Consider the following 18,289-nt stretch of genomic DNA (forward strand, 5'->3'; position numbering starts at 1 on the left):
TTCATGAATAGTGTATGCAATATACTATTTTGTAGGGTTAAATAATAAGAAATATAAAAAAAGACCGCATTAAGCGGTCTTTTAAATTGTTTATAAATAAGGCGACTTATTCTAAGTTTAATAATACTCCTGAAGCTTTGTCTCCTATTACAGTAATAATATATAAGTTACCGTATTTAGTATCATCAATTTCTTGATACTTTTCAGCACCTAAAATCATATTTGCTAATTGAGGAGTTGTGTTGCTGTGTCCTACAACCAACACTGTTTTACCTTTTGTCATGAATTTAAAAGCATCATCATACATTTTTGTTTGATCAAATTTGTATGTAGGTATTTTGTTAGCCGTTGCAATAGGTTTAGCTGTTAACTTCGTTCTTTTGTAATCTGTTGAATAAATAGCATCAAACTTTGTGTTTTCAAAAATAGAAACCCATTTTTTAGCTCTATTTATACCATCTAAACTTAATACCGGATCATTATCGCCAGCATCAAACAATGATTTTTCTGCGTGACGTATTAAATAATAAGTAGTTACGTTTTCTTCTTGTGCAAAAGAAGCTAACGAACAAAAGGCAACTAATAATAATGTGTAAAAATTCTTCATATAAAATTTTATTTTGTGCAAAAATAAAAAACGACGCGATATTACGTCGTTTTTATTTTAAAATTATACTGGATTAATTACTTTCTACAAGCTTTGATGGATTTCTAAAAACTAAATCACCATCAAAAGCATCTAGTAAAATCATTGAATCACTTGTTACGTTACCTGCTAGAATTTCTTTTGATAATTGATTTAATACCTCTTTTTGAATAACTCTTTTAACAGGTCGTGCTCCGTATTCTGGTTGAAATCCCTTTTCAGCTAAATAATTTATAGCTTCATCAGTCGCTTCCAAAGTTATGTTTTGCTTATCAATCATCTTTTTAACAGCATTTAATTGTAATGAAACAATTTGTTTAATGTTATTTTCAGATAACGGAGTAAACATAACTATATCATCAATTCTATTTAAAAACTCTGGCCTAACAGTTTGTTTTAATAAACCTAATACTTCAGATTTAGCCATTTCCATAGTAGTATGAATATCTGCTTTTAAGTTTTCAAATTTTTCTTGAATAATATGACTTCCCATGTTAGATGTCATAATTATTATCGTGTTTTTAAAATCAGCCATTCTCCCTTTATTATCTGTCAAATGACCTTCATCTAATACTTGTAATAAAATATTAAATGTATCTGGGTGTGCTTTTTCAATTTCGTCTAATAAAACTACTGAATAAGGTTTTCTTCTAACAGCTTCTGTTAATTGACCGCCTTCATCATATCCAACATACCCTGGAGGCGCACCAACTAACCTACTAACCGAGTGACGTTCTTGGTACTCACTCATATCTATTCGAGTCATAGCATTTTCATCATCAAATAAATATTCGGCTAAAGCTTTAGCTAATTCAGTTTTACCAACTCCTGTTGTACCTAAAAACAAGAAAGAACCTATAGGTTTATTAGGGTTTTGTAACCCTGCTCTTGATCTTCTAACAGCATCTGCTACAGCTTCAATAGCTTCTTCTTGACCAACAACACGCTTATGAAGCTCTTCTTCTAATTTTAAAAGTTTTTCTCTTTCAGATTGAAGCATTTTGGTAACAGGAATTCCTGTCCATTTTGCAACTACTTCAGCAATATCATCATACGTTACTTCCTCTTTAATTAAAGATACACCTTCTTGATTTGCTAAGTTTTCTTGATGTTTTTCTAATTCTTCTTGTGCTTCTTTTATTTTACCATAGCGTAATTCTGCTACTTTACCGTAGTCTCCATTTCTTTCTGCTTTTTCTGCTTCAATTTTATAATTTTCAATGGCTGTTTTTAATTGTTGAATTGTATCAACAACGCTTTTTTCTGATTGCCATTTTGCATTTATTTCATTACGCTCTTCTTTTAAATTTGCTAAATCTGCATTTAAAGACTTCAGTTTTACTTCATCATTTTCTCTTTTAATGGCCTCGATTTCAATTTCTAATTGCATTATTTTCCTGTCTAAAACATCTAACTCCTCTGGTTTTGAGTTGATTTCCATACGTAATTTAGAGGCAGCCTCATCCATCAAATCGATAGCTTTATCTGGCAAAAATCTACTAGTAATGTATCGTTGCGAAAGTTCAACAGCACCAATAATAGCATCATCTTTAATTCTTACTTTATGATGAGTTTCATATTTCTCTTTAATACCTCTTAAAATTGAAATTGCACTCTCTGTATCGGGTTCATCAACTAAAACCTTTTGGAATCTGCGTTCTAAAGCTTTGTCTTGTTCAAAGTACTTTTGATATTCATCTAGGGTAGTTGCACCAATAGCTCTTAATTCACCACGCGCTAAAGCAGGTTTTAAAATATTGGCAGCATCCATAGCTCCCTGTCCGCCACCAGCTCCAACCAAGGTGTGAATTTCATCGATAAATAGCACGATATCACCGTCTGATGTGGTTACTTCTTTGACAACTGATTTTAAACGTTCTTCAAACTCTCCTTTGTATTTAGCACCTGCTATTAAGGCCCCCATATCTAAAGAGAAAATTTGCTTTTGTTTTAAATTTTCTGGCACATCACCCCTAATGATTCTGTGTGCTAAACCTTCTGCTATGGCTGTTTTACCTGTTCCGGGTTCACCTACTAAAATTGGATTGTTTTTTGTTCTTCTCGATAAAATTTGAAGTAAACGTCTAATTTCTTCATCTCTACCAATTACCGGATCTAACTTACCATCTAATGCAAGTTGGTTTAAATTTTTAGCATATTTATTTAAAGAATTATAAGTTTCTTCAGCACTTTGTGAGGTTACTCTGCTTCCTTTTCTAAGTTCATTAATGGCGCTCTCAATATCTTTTTCAGAAGCACCTTGGTCTTTTAAAGCTTGTGCTATAGCGCTTTTAGATTTAATTAATGCTAAAATTATATGTTCTGTAGCGACATACTCATCGTTTCTTTTTTTGGCAATTACAGCAGCTTCTGTTAGTGTTTTGTTCGCTTCTCTAGACAACATTAATTCTGCACCTGTAACCTTTGAAAAGCTTTCTAATTGCTTATTTAGTATTTGAGAAACAATATCTATGTTTATGTTTAATTTTTTTAAAATAAAAGGCAATACATTCTCATCTACCTGCAACAATGCTTTAAACAGGTGTTCGTTTTCTATTTGATTATGGCTATACTCTTGGGCTATTTGTTGCGCCATTTGTATAGTTTCTTGAGATTTTATGGTGAAATTATTAAAATTCATATGTTTATTTTTTTATTTGTAGTGTTTCAAAATCAATACCAGTTATGTAAATGGTTATAAATCAGTCAAAATGACTGATTTCATATTGTTTTTACTGACGTTTTGACGTTTTGACGTTTTGAAAGTATTGCATATCAATAACGACTTAGAGTTAAAATCAAAATATATTATGTTTAAAAAACTATTCAATAAAAATAAAAAAGAGAATAACAACGAGTTAGCAACTAATGAAGCTAAAGTTAACTGGCAACCTTTAACAGATGTAAAACAATTAGCAGAAATTAATTTAGCTTCTAAAAATGAGGTTGTTGCAATTTTTAAGCACTCTACAAGATGTATTGTTAGCAGTACAGTTATTAAAAATTTTGAAAAATTACTTGGTAATAATGTTATAGATAACACCATTTATTATTTAGATTTATTGAGCTATAGAGAGGTTTCTAATGCAATTGAAGCACAATATCAGGTAATGCATCAATCTCCTCAATTACTGTTAATTAAAAATGGAAGTGTAATTTTTCATACATCTCATTATGATATTTTAGAGGTTGATGTGAATAAGTTTGGAAAAGAAATGTAGATTTTCTGTGGGTTTTCCTTAAATCTGTCGTATTTTTGTATTCTTCAAAATTTATCTGATTTGAGCACAACAACACCAACAACAACTAACAAAAAACCAGGAAAAGACCTTTATGATTATCAAAAGGAAGCATTACACAATATTTTTAAAAGTTTTGAAAATGCTCCAGAAAACCATCACCTTTTATTTCAATTACCAACAGGAGGTGGTAAAACTGTAATTTTCTCTGAAATTACTCGTCAGTTTTTAAAGCATTATAAGAAAAAAGTACTTATTATGACTCACCGTATTGAGTTATGTAAGCAAACAGCAAAAATGCTTAAAGAGTTTGCAGTTGATAATAAAATTATTGACAGTAAAGCTAGTTTAGATGATCAGGGAGAGTATGATTGTTTTGTGGCTATGGTTGAGACCCTAAACAATCGTTTAAATGATGATAAGTTAGATATATCTGACGTAGGTTTAGTTATTATTGATGAGGCTCACTATAACTCTTTTACAAAATTATTTAAGTTTTTTGATAAGTCGTTTATCTTAGGTGTAACCGCAACACCGTTAAGTTCGAATATCAAATTACCCATGAAAGATAATTATAATGATTTAATTGTTGGGGAAACTATTAATTCATTAATTGAAAATGAATACTTAGCAAAAGCAAATGTGTATTCATACAATGTTGGGTTAACTTCGTTAGAAGTGGGAGCAAACGGTGATTATACCGTAAAATCATCAGAAGATTTATATACCAATACAGATATGCTATCTAAGCTTTTGCAAGCTTATGAAGAGCGTGCAAAAGGTACTAAAACATTAATATTTAATAATGGTATTAACACTTCTTTACATGTGTATGATACTTTCAAAAGAGCTGGGTATCCAATTGCTCATCTTGATAATACAAATACAAAAAAAGAACGTGATTTAATTCTAAAATGGTTTAAAAACACACCAAATGCCATTATTACCTCGGTAAGTATTTTAACTACTGGTTTTGATGAACCTTCGGTTAAATCTATCATTTTAAACAGAGCTACAAAATCTTTAACCTTATACTACCAAATGATAGGTAGAGGTTCTAGAATTTTACCTAATAAGTCTGAATTTAATGTAATTGATTTAGGTAATAATTTTCACAGATTTGGTCCTTGGGGAGCAGATTTAGATTGGCAACGAATGTTTAGAGCTCCTAATTTTTATTTAGATAATTTATTATCTGATGAAGAAATAGAATCTAACTTTAGATATGAGTTACCTGCTGATGTTAAAGAAGAATTTTCTAATACTAAAGAAGAAGATTTATACTTTGATGTTAAACGTGTATATATAGATGCAATTCAAGCAGGGGAGAGTTCTAAAAAAGTTTTAGAAAGATCTATAGAGCACCATGCTAAAATGTGTGTAGAAAATAGTGAAGATGTTTTTGATGCCTTAATTTTAGCTAAAAAACTAGGTGGCGATATTGATGATAGAATTCATAGATATTCTAAGTGTATTTGTAAGTCAACACATAATTTTATTGATTGGCTTCAAGATGATTATCGTAAAAAATTAAATTCTCATCTTAGAAATAATTTTGATGAGATTTATGAAGAAATATTTGGTCATCCACCTGTGGATGAATAATATAAAAAGTGGTTATTAAAACCACTTTTTATATTTAAAATACCCTAGCATTGCTATGGCAATTGTGATTATAAATAACCACATATAGTAATATCCATTTTTATAACCTAATTCAGGAATGTTTTCAAAATTAGTACCATAAATACCTGCAATAAAAGTTATTGGTATAAACACAGCTGAAAAAATGGTTAACACTTTCATAATATCATTTAACCTATTATTTACGTTTGTAGAATAAACAGTTAATTGTTCACTAAGCATACTTTTATAACTTTCAACAGAATCATTTGCTTGCCTTACAGCATCATTTAAATCGTTAAAAAACAATTGTTCTTCACGGTTTATTAGATCTGTTTTAAAATGTTTAAATGATAAAATAGCCTCTTTTGCAGGTCTTATAGCTTTTCTAAAAAAGTTGAGTTCTATTTTATTTCGGTTAATTTCTTGTAAAATATTATTATTAGGTTGAAGTAAAATTTTATCTTCTAAATCTTCAATATTAGCACCAAAAATTTCCATTAAAAAATTGTAATTATCTACTATTGTATCTAACAACGAATATTTTAAATAAGTTAAACCAAACTTACGTATTCTACCTTTAGCGTTTCTAATTCTATCTCTTACAGGTTCAAAAACATCACCGTCTTTTTCTTGAAAAGTGAGTAAAATCCCTTTTGATAAATACATAGAAATTTGCTCAGCATTTAATTCACGGGTTTGTTTTTGAATACTCAACATTTTAATAACGGTGAACATAAAGCTTTCTTCAATATCAACTCTAGGAATTTGTCCTGTATGAACAATATCTTCCAAAATAAGCGTATGAATACCAAATAAAGAACCTACATAATTTATGAATTTAGTATCATGTAATCCGTCAATATTTACCCAAACATTTTTAAATTTTTGTTGATATTCAAATACTTCGTCAATGCTTTGAAGTGTAGTTTCTACATATTCTTTCTCATTGTAAGCTATAAGCTCTATAAAAACATCTGTTTGTTTTTGTTCCCCAACAAATATAATTTTACCAGGTACTTGACCTGCTGTGTTGGTTTGTTTAATAATAAAACGAGGCTTTTTAATTGTTTGCATTAAGCATTGGTATTTAAAAGTAATTTATGCAAGTGAGCTAATAAAATTAATTCAGATTTATTTTTACTGGCAAATGATTCACAAATACTGTGACAAGATTTAATAATTTTTTTAGATAATTCTGGTGTAAAGATAGTGTTGTTAGCTTTAACATAATTTTTAAATTGATTAAAAGCTGTTTCAGAGGTTATACCATCAGAAATTAGGTTTCTGATAGTTTCATAAATTTCTTCTTTATTATTAGCGGTATTAGTAATCCAGTTTTTTTCTACAATAGTAACTATTTTCTTTTTTTCTGAAACTTCTATCTTTTTATCAGCCATTGCTACGGCATAAAAAAGATGCGCTAAATTAAAATTAAACTGTTTAGAATTATTAATTGACGTCATTATGTAAAATTATAGTATATAAATGTACTTAATTTTAGGCGTTAAAAAGATAAAAAAGTAAAGTTTAATTGTTTATTAAATTCGTTTTTAATAGTAAATTTGTTCTTTAATTTTTTAAGAAATGCAATCTATTTTAACACACAAATTCGCTTATGTATTATATGCTTTCATCTGTTTATTAATTGTAATAAATATAACTAAAAAGCTAACAAAGGCGTATATTGTTAAAAATGACATAGAACCTCACAGAAGGAAGTTAATACTTAACTTAAGTTACTTATTATATTACATAATTTTCTTTATTTCTATACCATTTGTTCTTGGCGTCAGTGTTAATGAATTAATTGTATTTGTATCCTCTATATTAGCAGTATTGGGTGTTGGTTTTTTTGCACAATGGTCAATGCTTTCTAACTTAACAGCTAGTATAATTTTATTTTTCTACCATCCGGTAAGAATTGGTGATACCATTAGAATTTTAGATAAAGAACTTGATTTAACAGGAGAGGTTAAAAACATAACTGGTTTTTATGTTTTGATTAAAACATCAGAAGGAAATAGAGAGATTACCATACCAAATACAGTTATACTTTATAAAGGAATAGAACTGATAAAGACAAAAAATAACAGATAAACAACTGTTATTCAAATTTTTAAAAAATTTTATTTTTTTTTGAAAAAAGTTTTTTGTTTCAAAAAATAGTTTACATTTACAGCATCTTATTCTATAAGTTAAATGTTAAGTTTCACTTATTTCGTAAACAATTTTCAAGAGAAGATAGAAAGTTGTTTAGTGTTTTGGAAACACAGCGAAAAAATTAAGGTTTCTTCTTTTACTTACACTTTTAACTCTCTATTGCTTAATTTTTATAAGCAATGTGGAGATTGTTTAGCTTTACGCGTTTAATATTTAGTATTACATCATAGGAGTCAATAAGATTATCTTATTGTTAAATTATTTTTATGTTAAAATTATTAAGCATCTATAGTCTTGATATGTTTTAACGCAACTGTTATATTGTAAAATGAATACTAAATATAAAGATTTAATAGAGCAAACTTTTGATTTTCCACAAGAAGAGTTTGAAACACAAAATGGTAATTTATTTTTTCACGGCATCGATTTAATGGCTTTAACAGAGCAATACGGTAGCCCTTTAAAATTTACTTATTTACCAAAAATATCAGAAAATATAAACCGAGCAAAAGGTTGGTTTAACAAAGCAATTAAAAAGCTAGACTATAAGGGTAACTACAACTATTCTTATTGCACTAAAAGCTCTCATTTTAAATATGTTTTAGAAGAAGCTTTAAAGAATGATATTCATATAGAAACATCATCTGCATTTGATATAGATATTGTAAAATCTTTAAAAAAAGCAGGCAAATTAAAAGATGATGCATTTGTATTGTGCAACGGTTTTAAAAGAGATCAATACATAGCAAATATAGCTAGTTTAATTGATGGAGGACATACAAACTGTATTCCTATAATTGATAATTATGAAGAATTAGATTTATTATTATATGAAACTAAAAGTAAATTTAAGGTAGGAATTAGAATTGCATCGGAAGAAGAGCCAAAGTTTGAGTTTTATACAAGTAGACTGGGAATTGGGTATAAAAATATAGTTTCTTTTTATGAAAAGAGAATAGCCGAAAACCCTCAAATAGAACTTAAAATGCTTCACTTTTTTATCAATACAGGTATTAAAGATAATGCCTATTACTGGAGTGAGCTTTTAAAATGTTTACGTGTTTATATTAACTTAAAAAAGATTTGTCCAACATTAGATAGTTTAAATATTGGAGGAGGGTTTCCTATCAAAAACTCATTAGCATTTAATTATGATTATGAATACATGGTAGAGGAAATTATAAATCAAATAAATACAGCTTGTAATGAAGCAGGAGTAGAGGTGCCAAACATTTTTACAGAGTTTGGAAGTTTTACTGTAGGAGAGTCAGGCGGAGCAATTTATGAGGTATTATATCAAAAGAAGCAAAACGATCGAGAAAAATGGAATATGATAAATTCATCTTTCATAACAACATTACCTGACTCTTGGGCAATAAGTAAACGATTTATAATGCTTCCTGTTAATAAATGGAACAAACAATATGAGCGTGTTTTATTAGGAGGATTAACCTGTGATAGTGATGATTATTACAACTCTGAACAACACATAAACGCTATTTATTTACCTGTGTATGAAAAAGAAAAACCATTATTTATCGGTTTTTTTAACACAGGAGCATATCAAGAAACAATTGGTGGCTTTGGAGGGTTACAACACTGTTTAATACCAAACCCAAAACACATTTTAATTGATAGAAATGAAAATGGTGAGATTACAACTAAATTATTTAAAGGACAACAAAAAAGTGAAGAATTACTTTCAATTTTAGGTTATGAAAACGACTAAAACATACGCAGGAATTCCTGAAAAATACGGAAAATTAGAAACCGCTAAAGTAGTATTAATACCAGTTCCTTATGACGGAACTAGTACTTGGCAAAAAGGAGCAGACAAAGGTCCTGAAGCATTCTTAAATGCCTCAGAAAACATGGAACTTTATGATATTGAAACCAACTCTGAAGTTTATAAAGAAGGTATTTTCTTAGCAGATCCTGTTACAGAAAGCACTTCTCCAGAGGCTATGGTTGAAGCAGTACATGCAACAACTAAAAAGTATATAAATAAAAACAAATTTGTAACCTTGTTTGGTGGAGAACATTCAATATCAATAGGAACTATTCGCGCTTTTAATGAATGTTTTGATAACTTAACTGTTTTACATATTGACGCCCATGCTGATTTACGTAAAGAATACGAAGGATCAACCTGTAATCATGCGTGTGCAGTTTATGAAGCAAGTCAAAATACAAACCTAGTTCAAGTTGGTATTAGAAGCATGGATGTTACAGAGAGAACAGTTATGAATGAGGAAAAAGTGTTTTTTGCCCATGAAATGGCCATAAATGAATATTGGATGGATAATGTAATTGATCAATTAACAGGTAATGTGTTTATTACTTTTGATTTAGATGCCTTAGATCCTTCAATATTACCAAGTACAGGAACTCCAGAGCCTGGAGGATTATTTTGGTATGAAACTTTAGAGTTTTTACGCAGAGTTTTTGAAGAAAAAAATGTAGTTGGTTTTGATATTGTAGAGTTATGCCCAAATGAAATTGATAAATCATCAGATTTCGCAGCAGCTAAACTTTATTATAAAATGCTTAGTTATAAATTTTCAGATACAGAAAATGATGATTTTGATGAAGATGAAGAAGATGATAAACATGCGTCTATAGCTAAGTTTAAAAATGATTTAGAGGAAGATTATTAATCATGAGCTTAGCAAAAGCTTTTCATTTAGAAAGAAGATTACAGCTTAATCTTATTCGAAATCAGTTTACTAACTTTAAGTTAATCAAACGTGAACGTTCTTTTCTTTTATATGAAGTAACTAATAATGGGTACATCTATATTAAAGATTACGGAAGTGTAGTTTTTATAAATTGTACAGATGATTTAATTGAAAACACATTAAACATCATCAGTAATCATAAAAAAAACAGTACAGATTTACCGTCAGAAACGTATAAGTTAACGACTGGCAATGAAATAGATGTTGATTTTGGAGAGATTCATATTAAAGAGTTAAATCATGATATTGCGCATATCATTATGTTAAATCTGGCGCAGTCTGTAGCGTTAATGAATTACGTGAACAAAACATCAGATTTACATAGTAAAACATTGGTGTATTCTAAACAATTAGAAAAAACAGGAACCTTTAAACTATCTAAATTACAAATGAGAAAGTTTATTGGTCGAACCATGAATTTAAAAAATAACATTGCTGAAGACCTGTTTGTTTTTGATTCACCAGATGTTGCTTGGAACAATAAAGATTTATCTGTATTAGATTATAAGTTGAAAGATGAGTTAGATATAGTAAGTAGGCATCAAAGTATTGAGAATAGTTTGAATGCTATTAAAGAAAACTTAGACTTATTTAACGATATCATGCAACATAAATACAGTAGTATGTTAGAATGGATTATAATTATTTTAATCTTATTCGAAGTTGTACAAGTAATTATTGAAAAATTAATTTAAAACAAAAATTTAAAAACACTATCAGTTAAATAAAATAAAGATTTAGCTGATAGTTGTTTAGAAACAAAAGAATAAAATGGAAAAGCCAATTTCAAATTTTATAGAAAAATATTTTTTACACTTTAATGCAGCGTCTTTAGTAGATGCAGCAAAAGGGTATGAGGCACAATTAGAGCAGGGATCAAAAATGTTAGTATCATTAGCTGGAGCTATGAGTACTGCTGAATTAGGTAAGATTTTTGCTGAAATGATTCGTCAAGATAAAGTACATATAATCTCATGTACAGGAGCTAACTTAGAAGAAGATATTATGAACTTAGTTGCTCATAGTCATTATAAAAGAGTTCCTAATTATCGTGATTTAACACCACAAGATGAATGGGACTTATTATTAAAAGGATTAAACCGTGTAACAGATACATGTATACCTGAAGAAGAGGCTTTTAGACGTTTACAAAAGCATATTGTAAAAATATGGAAAGATGCCGAAGAAAGTGGAGAACGTTTTTTTCCGCATGAGTTTATGTATAAACTATTATTATCTGGTGTTTTAGAAGAATACTATGAAATAGACTTAAAAGACTCTTGGATGTACGCTGCAGCAGAGAAAAATTTACCAATGGTTGTTCCGGGTTGGGAAGACAGTACCATGGGTAACATTTTTGCTTCTTATGTGTTAAAAGGAGAATTAAAAGCTTCAACAATGAAATCTGGTATAGAGTACATGACTTTCTTAGCAGATTGGTATACTGATAATTCAGAAACTGGAATTGGATTTTTTCAAATAGGTGGAGGAATTGCTGGAGATTTCCCAATTTGTGTAGTGCCTATGTTATACCAAGATATGGAAAGAGAAGATACACCATTTTGGAGTTATTTTTGTCAAATTTCAGATTCTACAACAAGTTACGGTTCCTATTCAGGAGCAGTTCCAAATGAAAAAATTACTTGGGGTAAATTAGATATTGATACACCAAAGTATATAATAGAAAGTGATGCAACAATTGTAGCTCCGTTAATATTTGCTTACCTGTTAAACATGTAAAAAATTAAACTATGAAACGTGTTATTGTAGATTATTCAAAATTAACTACTGATATTTTAGATTTATTGGTAGAAAAATATCCTGACGGATATGATTATGATGATGTAATATCATTTAAAAATCTAAAAGGAGAAACCATTAAAGCAGTAGAAGTTAAAACAGATGATACTGTATATTTAGTTAAAATAAGTACCAAATTAGAACAAACCATGGAAGATTATGCAGAAGACGATTCGTCTTTTGATGATGGTAATGATGAAGATTTTGGTTATTCTGATGAAATTGAAGAGCGCGAAGAATTTTAATTATTATAAATATGAGTTCTGCTATTGAAAATCAATCAGTAACAAGTATTGGAGTATTCAAAGAGTATTCTAATGGTTATTTTATTTTTGAGTTAGAAAATGGAGATTTATTAGATTTTGAACAAATAAATAAAAATATACTCTCTGAGTTCGACTTAAAAAATAATCAATTTAAAAATCAACGATTTGAAGTAGTTTATAAAGAAATTATAGACGAAGATGATGAAGACTTTATGGTTTTTAAAATTGATAAATTAGTAAAACTTTAAAAAATAAAATCCCATTTCAAATTGAAATGGGATTTTTGTTTTTATAATTTAATTACTCAACCTTTTTTATACTTTTAAGTACTGGTTTATCTGAAGAGGTTTCTTCATCCTCGTCTTCAACAGTAACTAATTCGTAAGTAATTTCAAATTCTTCTCCAACTAAAGATTCATCTTTTAAATTGTATTTTTTTAAGATGTCTCCAGAAACACTATCAAAAGTGATAATTTCTTCTTCGTCATCTTCATTTGTAAATAAAAAGCTGTAACCATATTCGTCAAAACCATCAAATGTAGCTTTAATTGTAGCTGTTTGATTTCTTAAATTATTTACTGTAAAGCCAGTAGTTACGAATAATATTACTATAGATTTTATTATAAATGCTTTCATTTTCTTTAATTTATATTGTTTTTTTGATATAATTCTGCTTGGATTTTAACCACAACAAGTCCAAGTTACTTTTAGCATAAAACCACCATAGTTTTGCGCGTGGTTGATAAAGAAAATGATGTTACATAGGCTTTTATATTACTATATTAAAAATACATTTTTTTTAAATACGTTGAATAAATAAATAAAAAAAATCCATCATTTTTATTGATGGATTTTATAATATTTAAAGTGAAAATTTATTTATTCTTTAGCGGGTAATATTTTACCAGAGCACTCACCAAAACCAATACGAATATCATCATTTTTACAATAACCTCGCATGATAACGGTATCAAAATCGTTAATAAATTTACGTTCTGTTCCATCATTCATTTTTAATGGATTTTGACCTCTCCAAGTTAATTCTAACATAGAACCAAAACTATCTTTTGTCGGACCAGAAATTGTTCCACTTCCCATCATATCTCCAGCTTCTACAGGACAACCGTTCACAGTATGATGAGCCAATTGTTGTGCCATAGTCCAATACATATACTTAAAGTTTGAATTACAAACCACAGTTTCATCAGTATCTTCTGGTTTTATAGCCATTTGTAAATTGATATCAAAGCTATGTTTTCCTTCATGCTGCAAATAAGGTAATGGTTTAGGGTCTTGTTTTGGGTTGTCTACTCTAAATGGTTCTAAAGCATCTAATGTTACAATCCATGGTGAGATAGTTGAAGCAAAGTTTTTACCTAAAAAAGGCCCTAATGGTTGGTATTCCCATGCTTGAATATCACGAGCAGACCAATCATTAAATAAAACCAATCCAAAAATGTGTTCTTCAGCTTCTTCAATTGGTATTCTATCGCCTAAATCGTTAGCATCTGTGGTAATAAATGCCATTTCTAGCTCAAAATCTAATAATTTAGAGGGACCAAAACCAGGAGTATTAGATCCTTCTGCAGGTCTAGATTGCCCTAAAGGTCTTCTAATAGGAGTTCCTGAAGGTACAATTGATGAACTTCTACCATGATAACCAATTGGTATGTGTAACCAGTTTGGTAACAATGCGTTTTTTGGATCTCTAAAAATAGAACCAACATTAGTAGCATGTTCTTTACTTGCATAAAAGTCGGTATAATCACCAACACTTACAGGTAAAAGCATTTCTACTTCGTCCATTCTAAAAATAATTTTGTCTTTATGTTCTGCGTTATCTCTTAACTTACCATTGGTAACATCAAAAATATCAGCAATTCTATTTCTAACTAAACGCCATGTTTTGCGTCCGTCAGCAATAAAATCATTTAAAGTATCTTGTAAGAAAATATCGTCTGTTAATGGAATACCTTCAAAATAGCCTAACTGGTGTAATGCACCTAAATCTATAGCAAAATCACCAATTCTTGTTCCTATGGTAATAATATCATCTCTGGTTAAAAAAACACCAAAAGGAATATTTTGTATTGGAAAATCTGAGTTTTCATCAACCTTAAGCCAAGACTTTCTATTCGGATTGTTAGCAGTAATTTTCATTCAGTATGTCTGTTTTTGTTTTATCAAACCTACATATTTTTTCAAAGCGCAACAAGCTTTCTTTTAAAAAATAAATAAATTAACATTGCTTTAAAAATTAAATAATTCTTAACAATTGTTTAAAATGATTACTTAGCTGATAATCAAACAGTATTTAATACATAAATAATTATAAGTTCATTAGTGCATTTCATATGTAAACATTACTTTTGCGCAAAAATAACAAAGGCTTTTATGCAATCTATTAGAAACATAGCAATTATTGCACACGTAGACCACGGTAAAACAACGTTGGTAGACAAAATTATTGATCAGGCTAAAATTTTAGATGAACGTAAAGAACGTACCGATTTATTATTAGATAATAATGATTTAGAGCGTGAACGTGGTATTACTATTTTATCTAAAAACGTATCTGTAAACTATAAAGGAGTTAAAATTAACGTAATAGATACTCCTGGGCACGCCGATTTTGGAGGAGAAGTAGAGCGTGTATTAAAAATGGCTGATGGTGTTTTATTATTAGTAGATGCTTTTGAGGGGCCAATGCCACAAACTCGTTTTGTATTAGGTAAAGCATTAGAGTTAGGGTTAACACCAATAGTAGTAGTTAATAAAGTTGATAAAGAAAACTGTACTCCTGATTTAGTTCATGAAAAGGTTTTTGATTTAATGTTTGCTTTAGATGCTACTGAAGAACAATTAGAATTTAAAACAATTTATGGTTCTGCTAAAAACGGATGGATGAGTCAAGATTGGCAAGAACCTACAGAAAATATTATTCCTTTATTAGATGCTGTTTTAGAAACTATTCCTGAAGCACCTTATAGAGAAGGAACTCCACAAATGCAAATTACATCTTTAGATTATTCTTCATTTAAAGGAAGAATTGCAATTGGTAGAGTTTATAGAGGAGATTTAGAAAAGAATAAAGATTACATGTTATGTAAGGCTGATGGTACTACTAAAAAAGTTCGTATCAAAGAATTACATGTTTTCGAAGGAATGGGTAAAGCTGAAACTGATAAAGTTAGAAGTGGGGACATTTGTGCTGTAACAGGTATTGATGATTTTGAAATTGGAGATACTATTGCTGATTTAGAAAACCCAGAAGCATTACCAAGAATTGAAGTAGATAAACCTACAATGAGTATGTTATTTACGATTAACAATTCGCCATTCTATGGGAAGGAAGGTAAATATGTAACTTCTCGTCACTTACGTGATCGTTTATATAAAGAAACAGAAAAAAACCTAGCGCTTCGTGTTGAAGATACAGATACTGAAGATAAATTTAATGTTTTCGGACGTGGAATTCTTCATTTATCAGTATTAATAGAAACTATGCGTCGTGAAGGTTATGAGTTACAAGTAGGTCGTCCACAAGTTATCTTAAAAGAAATTGACGGAAAGCAATGTGAACCTTATGAAACTTTAGTAATTGATGTCCCTGAAGAGTTAGCAAGTAAAGCTATTAACTTGGTAACCATGCGTAAAGGTGATTTATTAGTAATGGAACCAAAAGGTGATTTACAACATTTAGAGTTTGATATTCCTTCAAGAGGTTTAATTGGTTTACGTAACAAATTATTAACAGCTACTCAAGGAGAAGCTATTATTAATCACCGTTTACGAGGATATGATGCTTATAAAGGAGAATTCTCTGAATTAGTTAACGGAGCAATCATTTCGTCAGAAGCAGGAAAAGCTACTGCCTATGCAATTGATCGTTTACAAGATAGAGGTAAATTCTTTATCGATCCTAATCAAGAAATTTATAAAGGTCAAGTAGTAGGAGAGAACGCTAAGCAAGATGATTTAGCTGTAAACCTTATTAAAGGAAAAAAATTAACCAATGTAAGAGCTTCAGGTTCTGATGATGGTGTTAAAATTGCTCCAAAAATAGATATGTCATTAGAAGAATGTATGGAATACATTAAAGATGATGAATATTTAGAAGTAACACCTGAAAATTTAAGAATAAGAAAAATTAATTTTAGATAATTTTCACCTTTCAAAACCGCCAAAAATGGCGGTTTTTGTTTTTTTTAACATTTTTTGTTTAGTTATTTTTTGTTTTACTTAAACATAAATCTTAATTTTGAGGAATATAACTGTGATTTTAAACAGTTATTTTTTTGGTTCAAATCATTTTTGTTTACTTTTTTAAACTAAAAAATAAACAAAGTCTAAATTTGCCGAACAAAGACTTTAAAGAGAAGTAGGCGTTAACTAAAACCTTAACATTAGATGTTTTCTAAAAAAATTAAATCGTACTTAGCACTAAGTTTATTTGTATGCTTAGGTCTTACCACATTTACATCATGTGATGATGACGATGATGTAGTAGTAATTGAACAAGATTCAATTGTAGAATTAGCAGTTGAAACAAGTGATCTTAGTATTTTAGTTTCTGCTTTACAAAGAGCAGATTTAGTATCTCCTTTAGAAGCAGATGGACCTTTTACAGTATTTGCACCGTCAAATGCTGCGTTTCAGGCTTTACTAGACTCTAAGCCATCATGGAATAGTTTAGAAGATATACCAACAGAAGCTTTAGCTGATATTTTAAAGTATCATGTTGTTTCTGGTCAAGCTTTTTCTACAGATTTATCAGACAACCAATCATTAACAACTTTAAATGGTGCATCTTTAATGGTAGATTTATCAAATGGAGTTATGATTGAGTCTGCAACAGATCAATCAGTATCTGTAACTACAGCAGATATTGCTGCAAGTAATGGAGTTATTCATTTAGTTAATGAAGTACTTTTACCTGAAGTTTTACCTCAAGATGTAGTTGATTTAGCAATTGCAACACCTGAATTAAGTATTTTAGTAGAAGCAGTTCAAAAAGCAGGATTGGTTGATGCTTTAACAGCAGACGGCCCATTTACAGTATTTGCACCTACAAATGCAGCTTTCCAAGCATTATTAGATTCTAACCCAGATTGGAGTAGTTTAGATGATATTCCAGTAGAAACATTACAGGGAGTATTATTATTTCACGTATTAGGTAGTAAAGTAATGTCTACAGATTTAAGTGATACGTATGTGACTACATTAGCAACTGGTCCAAATGATGAACCTTTATCATTACAAGTAGAAGTTACTGGAGGAGTTGAATTTAACGGTGATGCTGCACCTGTTGATGTAGATGTAGAAGGTACAAATGGAGTAGTTCACATTATAGACAAGGTGATGTTACCTCCAAATATTGTAACTTTAGCTTTAAATAATGCAGGTTTTACAACTTTAGTGGCTGCATTAACAGATAGTAGACTTACTACTGATTTTGTAAGTGTTTTAAATGGAGAAGGACCATTCACGGTTTTTGCACCTACAAATGCTGCTTTTCAAGCATTATTAGATTCTAATCCAGACTGGAATTCTTTAGCTGACATTGATATAGCAACTTTAGATGCAGTTTTAAAATATCACGTTGTTAGTGGAGCAAATGTACAAGCAGATCAGTTATCAGCTGGTGTAGTTAGTACATTAGGTGGAGATATCACTATAGATCTAACATCTGGAGCTCAAATTATAACATCAAGTAACCAAACAGTAAATATTTTAGTTGGTGCCGCTACAAACGATGTACAAGGTACTAACGGAGTTATTCATGCTGTTGATACCGTTTTACTACCCTAAGTA

At 29.7% G+C, this 18,289-nt stretch carries 17 protein-coding genes; 11 read left to right on the forward strand and 6 right to left on the reverse strand.

Going from position 1 to position 18,289, the window contains the following annotated elements:
• Positions 1-106 precede the first annotated feature (106 nt).
• Entirely contained in the window at positions 107-607 is a 501-nt protein-coding gene (locus ACFQ1U_RS01160; protein ID WP_386104440.1) for a SixA phosphatase family protein, read from the reverse strand.
• A gap of 73 nt (positions 608-680) precedes the next feature.
• Complete coding sequence (gene clpB, locus ACFQ1U_RS01165; RefSeq protein WP_386104442.1) at positions 681-3,287, reverse strand: ATP-dependent chaperone ClpB; 2,607 nt, start codon at positions 3,285-3,287, stop codon at positions 681-683.
• Between the two features lie 169 nt (positions 3,288-3,456).
• On the opposite strand from clpB, the gene ytxJ reads away from it, so the two are divergent.
• Both ytxJ and ACFQ1U_RS01175 read left to right on the forward strand, forming a co-directional pair.
• Positions 3,457-3,867, forward strand: coding sequence for a bacillithiol system redox-active protein YtxJ (gene ytxJ / locus ACFQ1U_RS01170; protein WP_386104444.1), 411 nt, complete (start codon positions 3,457-3,459; stop codon positions 3,865-3,867).
• 60 nt (positions 3,868-3,927) lie between these two features.
• Positions 3,928-5,490 carry a DEAD/DEAH box helicase gene (locus ACFQ1U_RS01175; RefSeq protein ID WP_386104445.1) on the forward strand — a complete coding sequence of 521 codons (1,563 nt, stop codon included), beginning with the start codon at positions 3,928-3,930 and terminating at the stop codon, positions 5,488-5,490.
• A 15-nt stretch (positions 5,491-5,505) separates the two neighbouring features.
• Here the strand turns inward: ACFQ1U_RS01175 and corA are convergent, their stop codons facing one another.
• Positions 5,506-6,585, reverse strand: coding sequence for a magnesium/cobalt transporter CorA (corA, locus tag ACFQ1U_RS01180; protein WP_386104447.1), 1,080 nt, complete (start codon positions 6,583-6,585; stop codon positions 5,506-5,508).
• Entirely contained in the window at positions 6,585-6,974 is a 390-nt protein-coding gene (locus ACFQ1U_RS01185; protein WP_386104449.1) for a hypothetical protein, read from the reverse strand. Before ACFQ1U_RS01185 ends, corA begins: the two co-directional genes overlap by 1 nt.
• A gap of 121 nt (positions 6,975-7,095) precedes the next feature.
• On the opposite strand from ACFQ1U_RS01185, the gene ACFQ1U_RS01190 reads away from it, so the two are divergent.
• The 7 genes from ACFQ1U_RS01190 (at position 7,096) to ACFQ1U_RS01220 (ending at position 12,723) form a co-directional block, all read left to right on the forward strand.
• Entirely contained in the window at positions 7,096-7,608 is a 513-nt protein-coding gene (locus ACFQ1U_RS01190; protein ID WP_386104451.1) for a mechanosensitive ion channel domain-containing protein, read from the forward strand.
• 391 nt (positions 7,609-7,999) lie between these two features.
• Positions 8,000-9,400 (forward strand): arginine decarboxylase, encoded by a 1,401-nt coding sequence (locus ACFQ1U_RS01195; protein ID WP_386104453.1) that lies wholly within the window; start codon positions 8,000-8,002, stop codon positions 9,398-9,400.
• Entirely contained in the window at positions 9,387-10,328 is a 942-nt protein-coding gene (gene speB / locus ACFQ1U_RS01200; RefSeq protein WP_386104455.1) for an agmatinase, read from the forward strand. Before ACFQ1U_RS01195 ends, speB begins: the two co-directional genes overlap by 14 nt.
• A 2-nt stretch (positions 10,329-10,330) precedes the next feature.
• A complete protein-coding gene (locus tag ACFQ1U_RS01205; protein ID WP_386104457.1) occupies positions 10,331-11,104 on the forward strand; it encodes an RMD1 family protein in 774 nt (257 codons plus the stop codon).
• A 76-nt stretch (positions 11,105-11,180) separates the two neighbouring features.
• Positions 11,181-12,149 carry a deoxyhypusine synthase family protein gene (locus ACFQ1U_RS01210; protein ID WP_386104459.1) on the forward strand — a complete coding sequence of 323 codons (969 nt, stop codon included), beginning with the start codon at positions 11,181-11,183 and terminating at the stop codon, positions 12,147-12,149.
• A gap of 11 nt (positions 12,150-12,160) precedes the next feature.
• A complete protein-coding gene (locus ACFQ1U_RS01215; RefSeq protein ID WP_386104461.1) occupies positions 12,161-12,454 on the forward strand; it encodes a hypothetical protein in 294 nt (97 codons plus the stop codon).
• 11 nt (positions 12,455-12,465) lie between these two features.
• A complete protein-coding gene (locus ACFQ1U_RS01220) occupies positions 12,466-12,723 on the forward strand; it encodes a hypothetical protein (protein WP_386104463.1) in 258 nt (85 codons plus the stop codon).
• Between the two features lie 52 nt (positions 12,724-12,775).
• Here the strand turns inward: ACFQ1U_RS01220 and ACFQ1U_RS01225 are convergent, their stop codons facing one another.
• A complete protein-coding gene (locus ACFQ1U_RS01225; RefSeq protein WP_386104465.1) occupies positions 12,776-13,111 on the reverse strand; it encodes a hypothetical protein in 336 nt (111 codons plus the stop codon).
• A gap of 243 nt (positions 13,112-13,354) precedes the next feature.
• A complete protein-coding gene (gene fahA / locus ACFQ1U_RS01230) occupies positions 13,355-14,635 on the reverse strand; it encodes a fumarylacetoacetase (protein ID WP_386104467.1) in 1,281 nt (426 codons plus the stop codon).
• Between the two features lie 234 nt (positions 14,636-14,869).
• On the opposite strand from fahA, the gene typA reads away from it, so the two are divergent.
• Both typA and ACFQ1U_RS01240 read left to right on the forward strand, forming a co-directional pair.
• Entirely contained in the window at positions 14,870-16,639 is a 1,770-nt protein-coding gene (gene typA / locus ACFQ1U_RS01235; protein ID WP_386104469.1) for a translational GTPase TypA, read from the forward strand.
• Between the two features lie 246 nt (positions 16,640-16,885).
• On the forward strand, positions 16,886-18,286 hold the full coding sequence (locus ACFQ1U_RS01240; RefSeq protein ID WP_386104471.1) for a fasciclin domain-containing protein: 1,401 nt from the start codon (positions 16,886-16,888) through the stop codon (positions 18,284-18,286).
• Positions 18,287-18,289 lie beyond the last annotated feature (3 nt).

Source organism: Tenacibaculum geojense (assembly GCF_042676005.1).
Taxonomy (GTDB): domain Bacteria; phylum Bacteroidota; class Bacteroidia; order Flavobacteriales; family Flavobacteriaceae; genus Polaribacter; species Polaribacter geojense.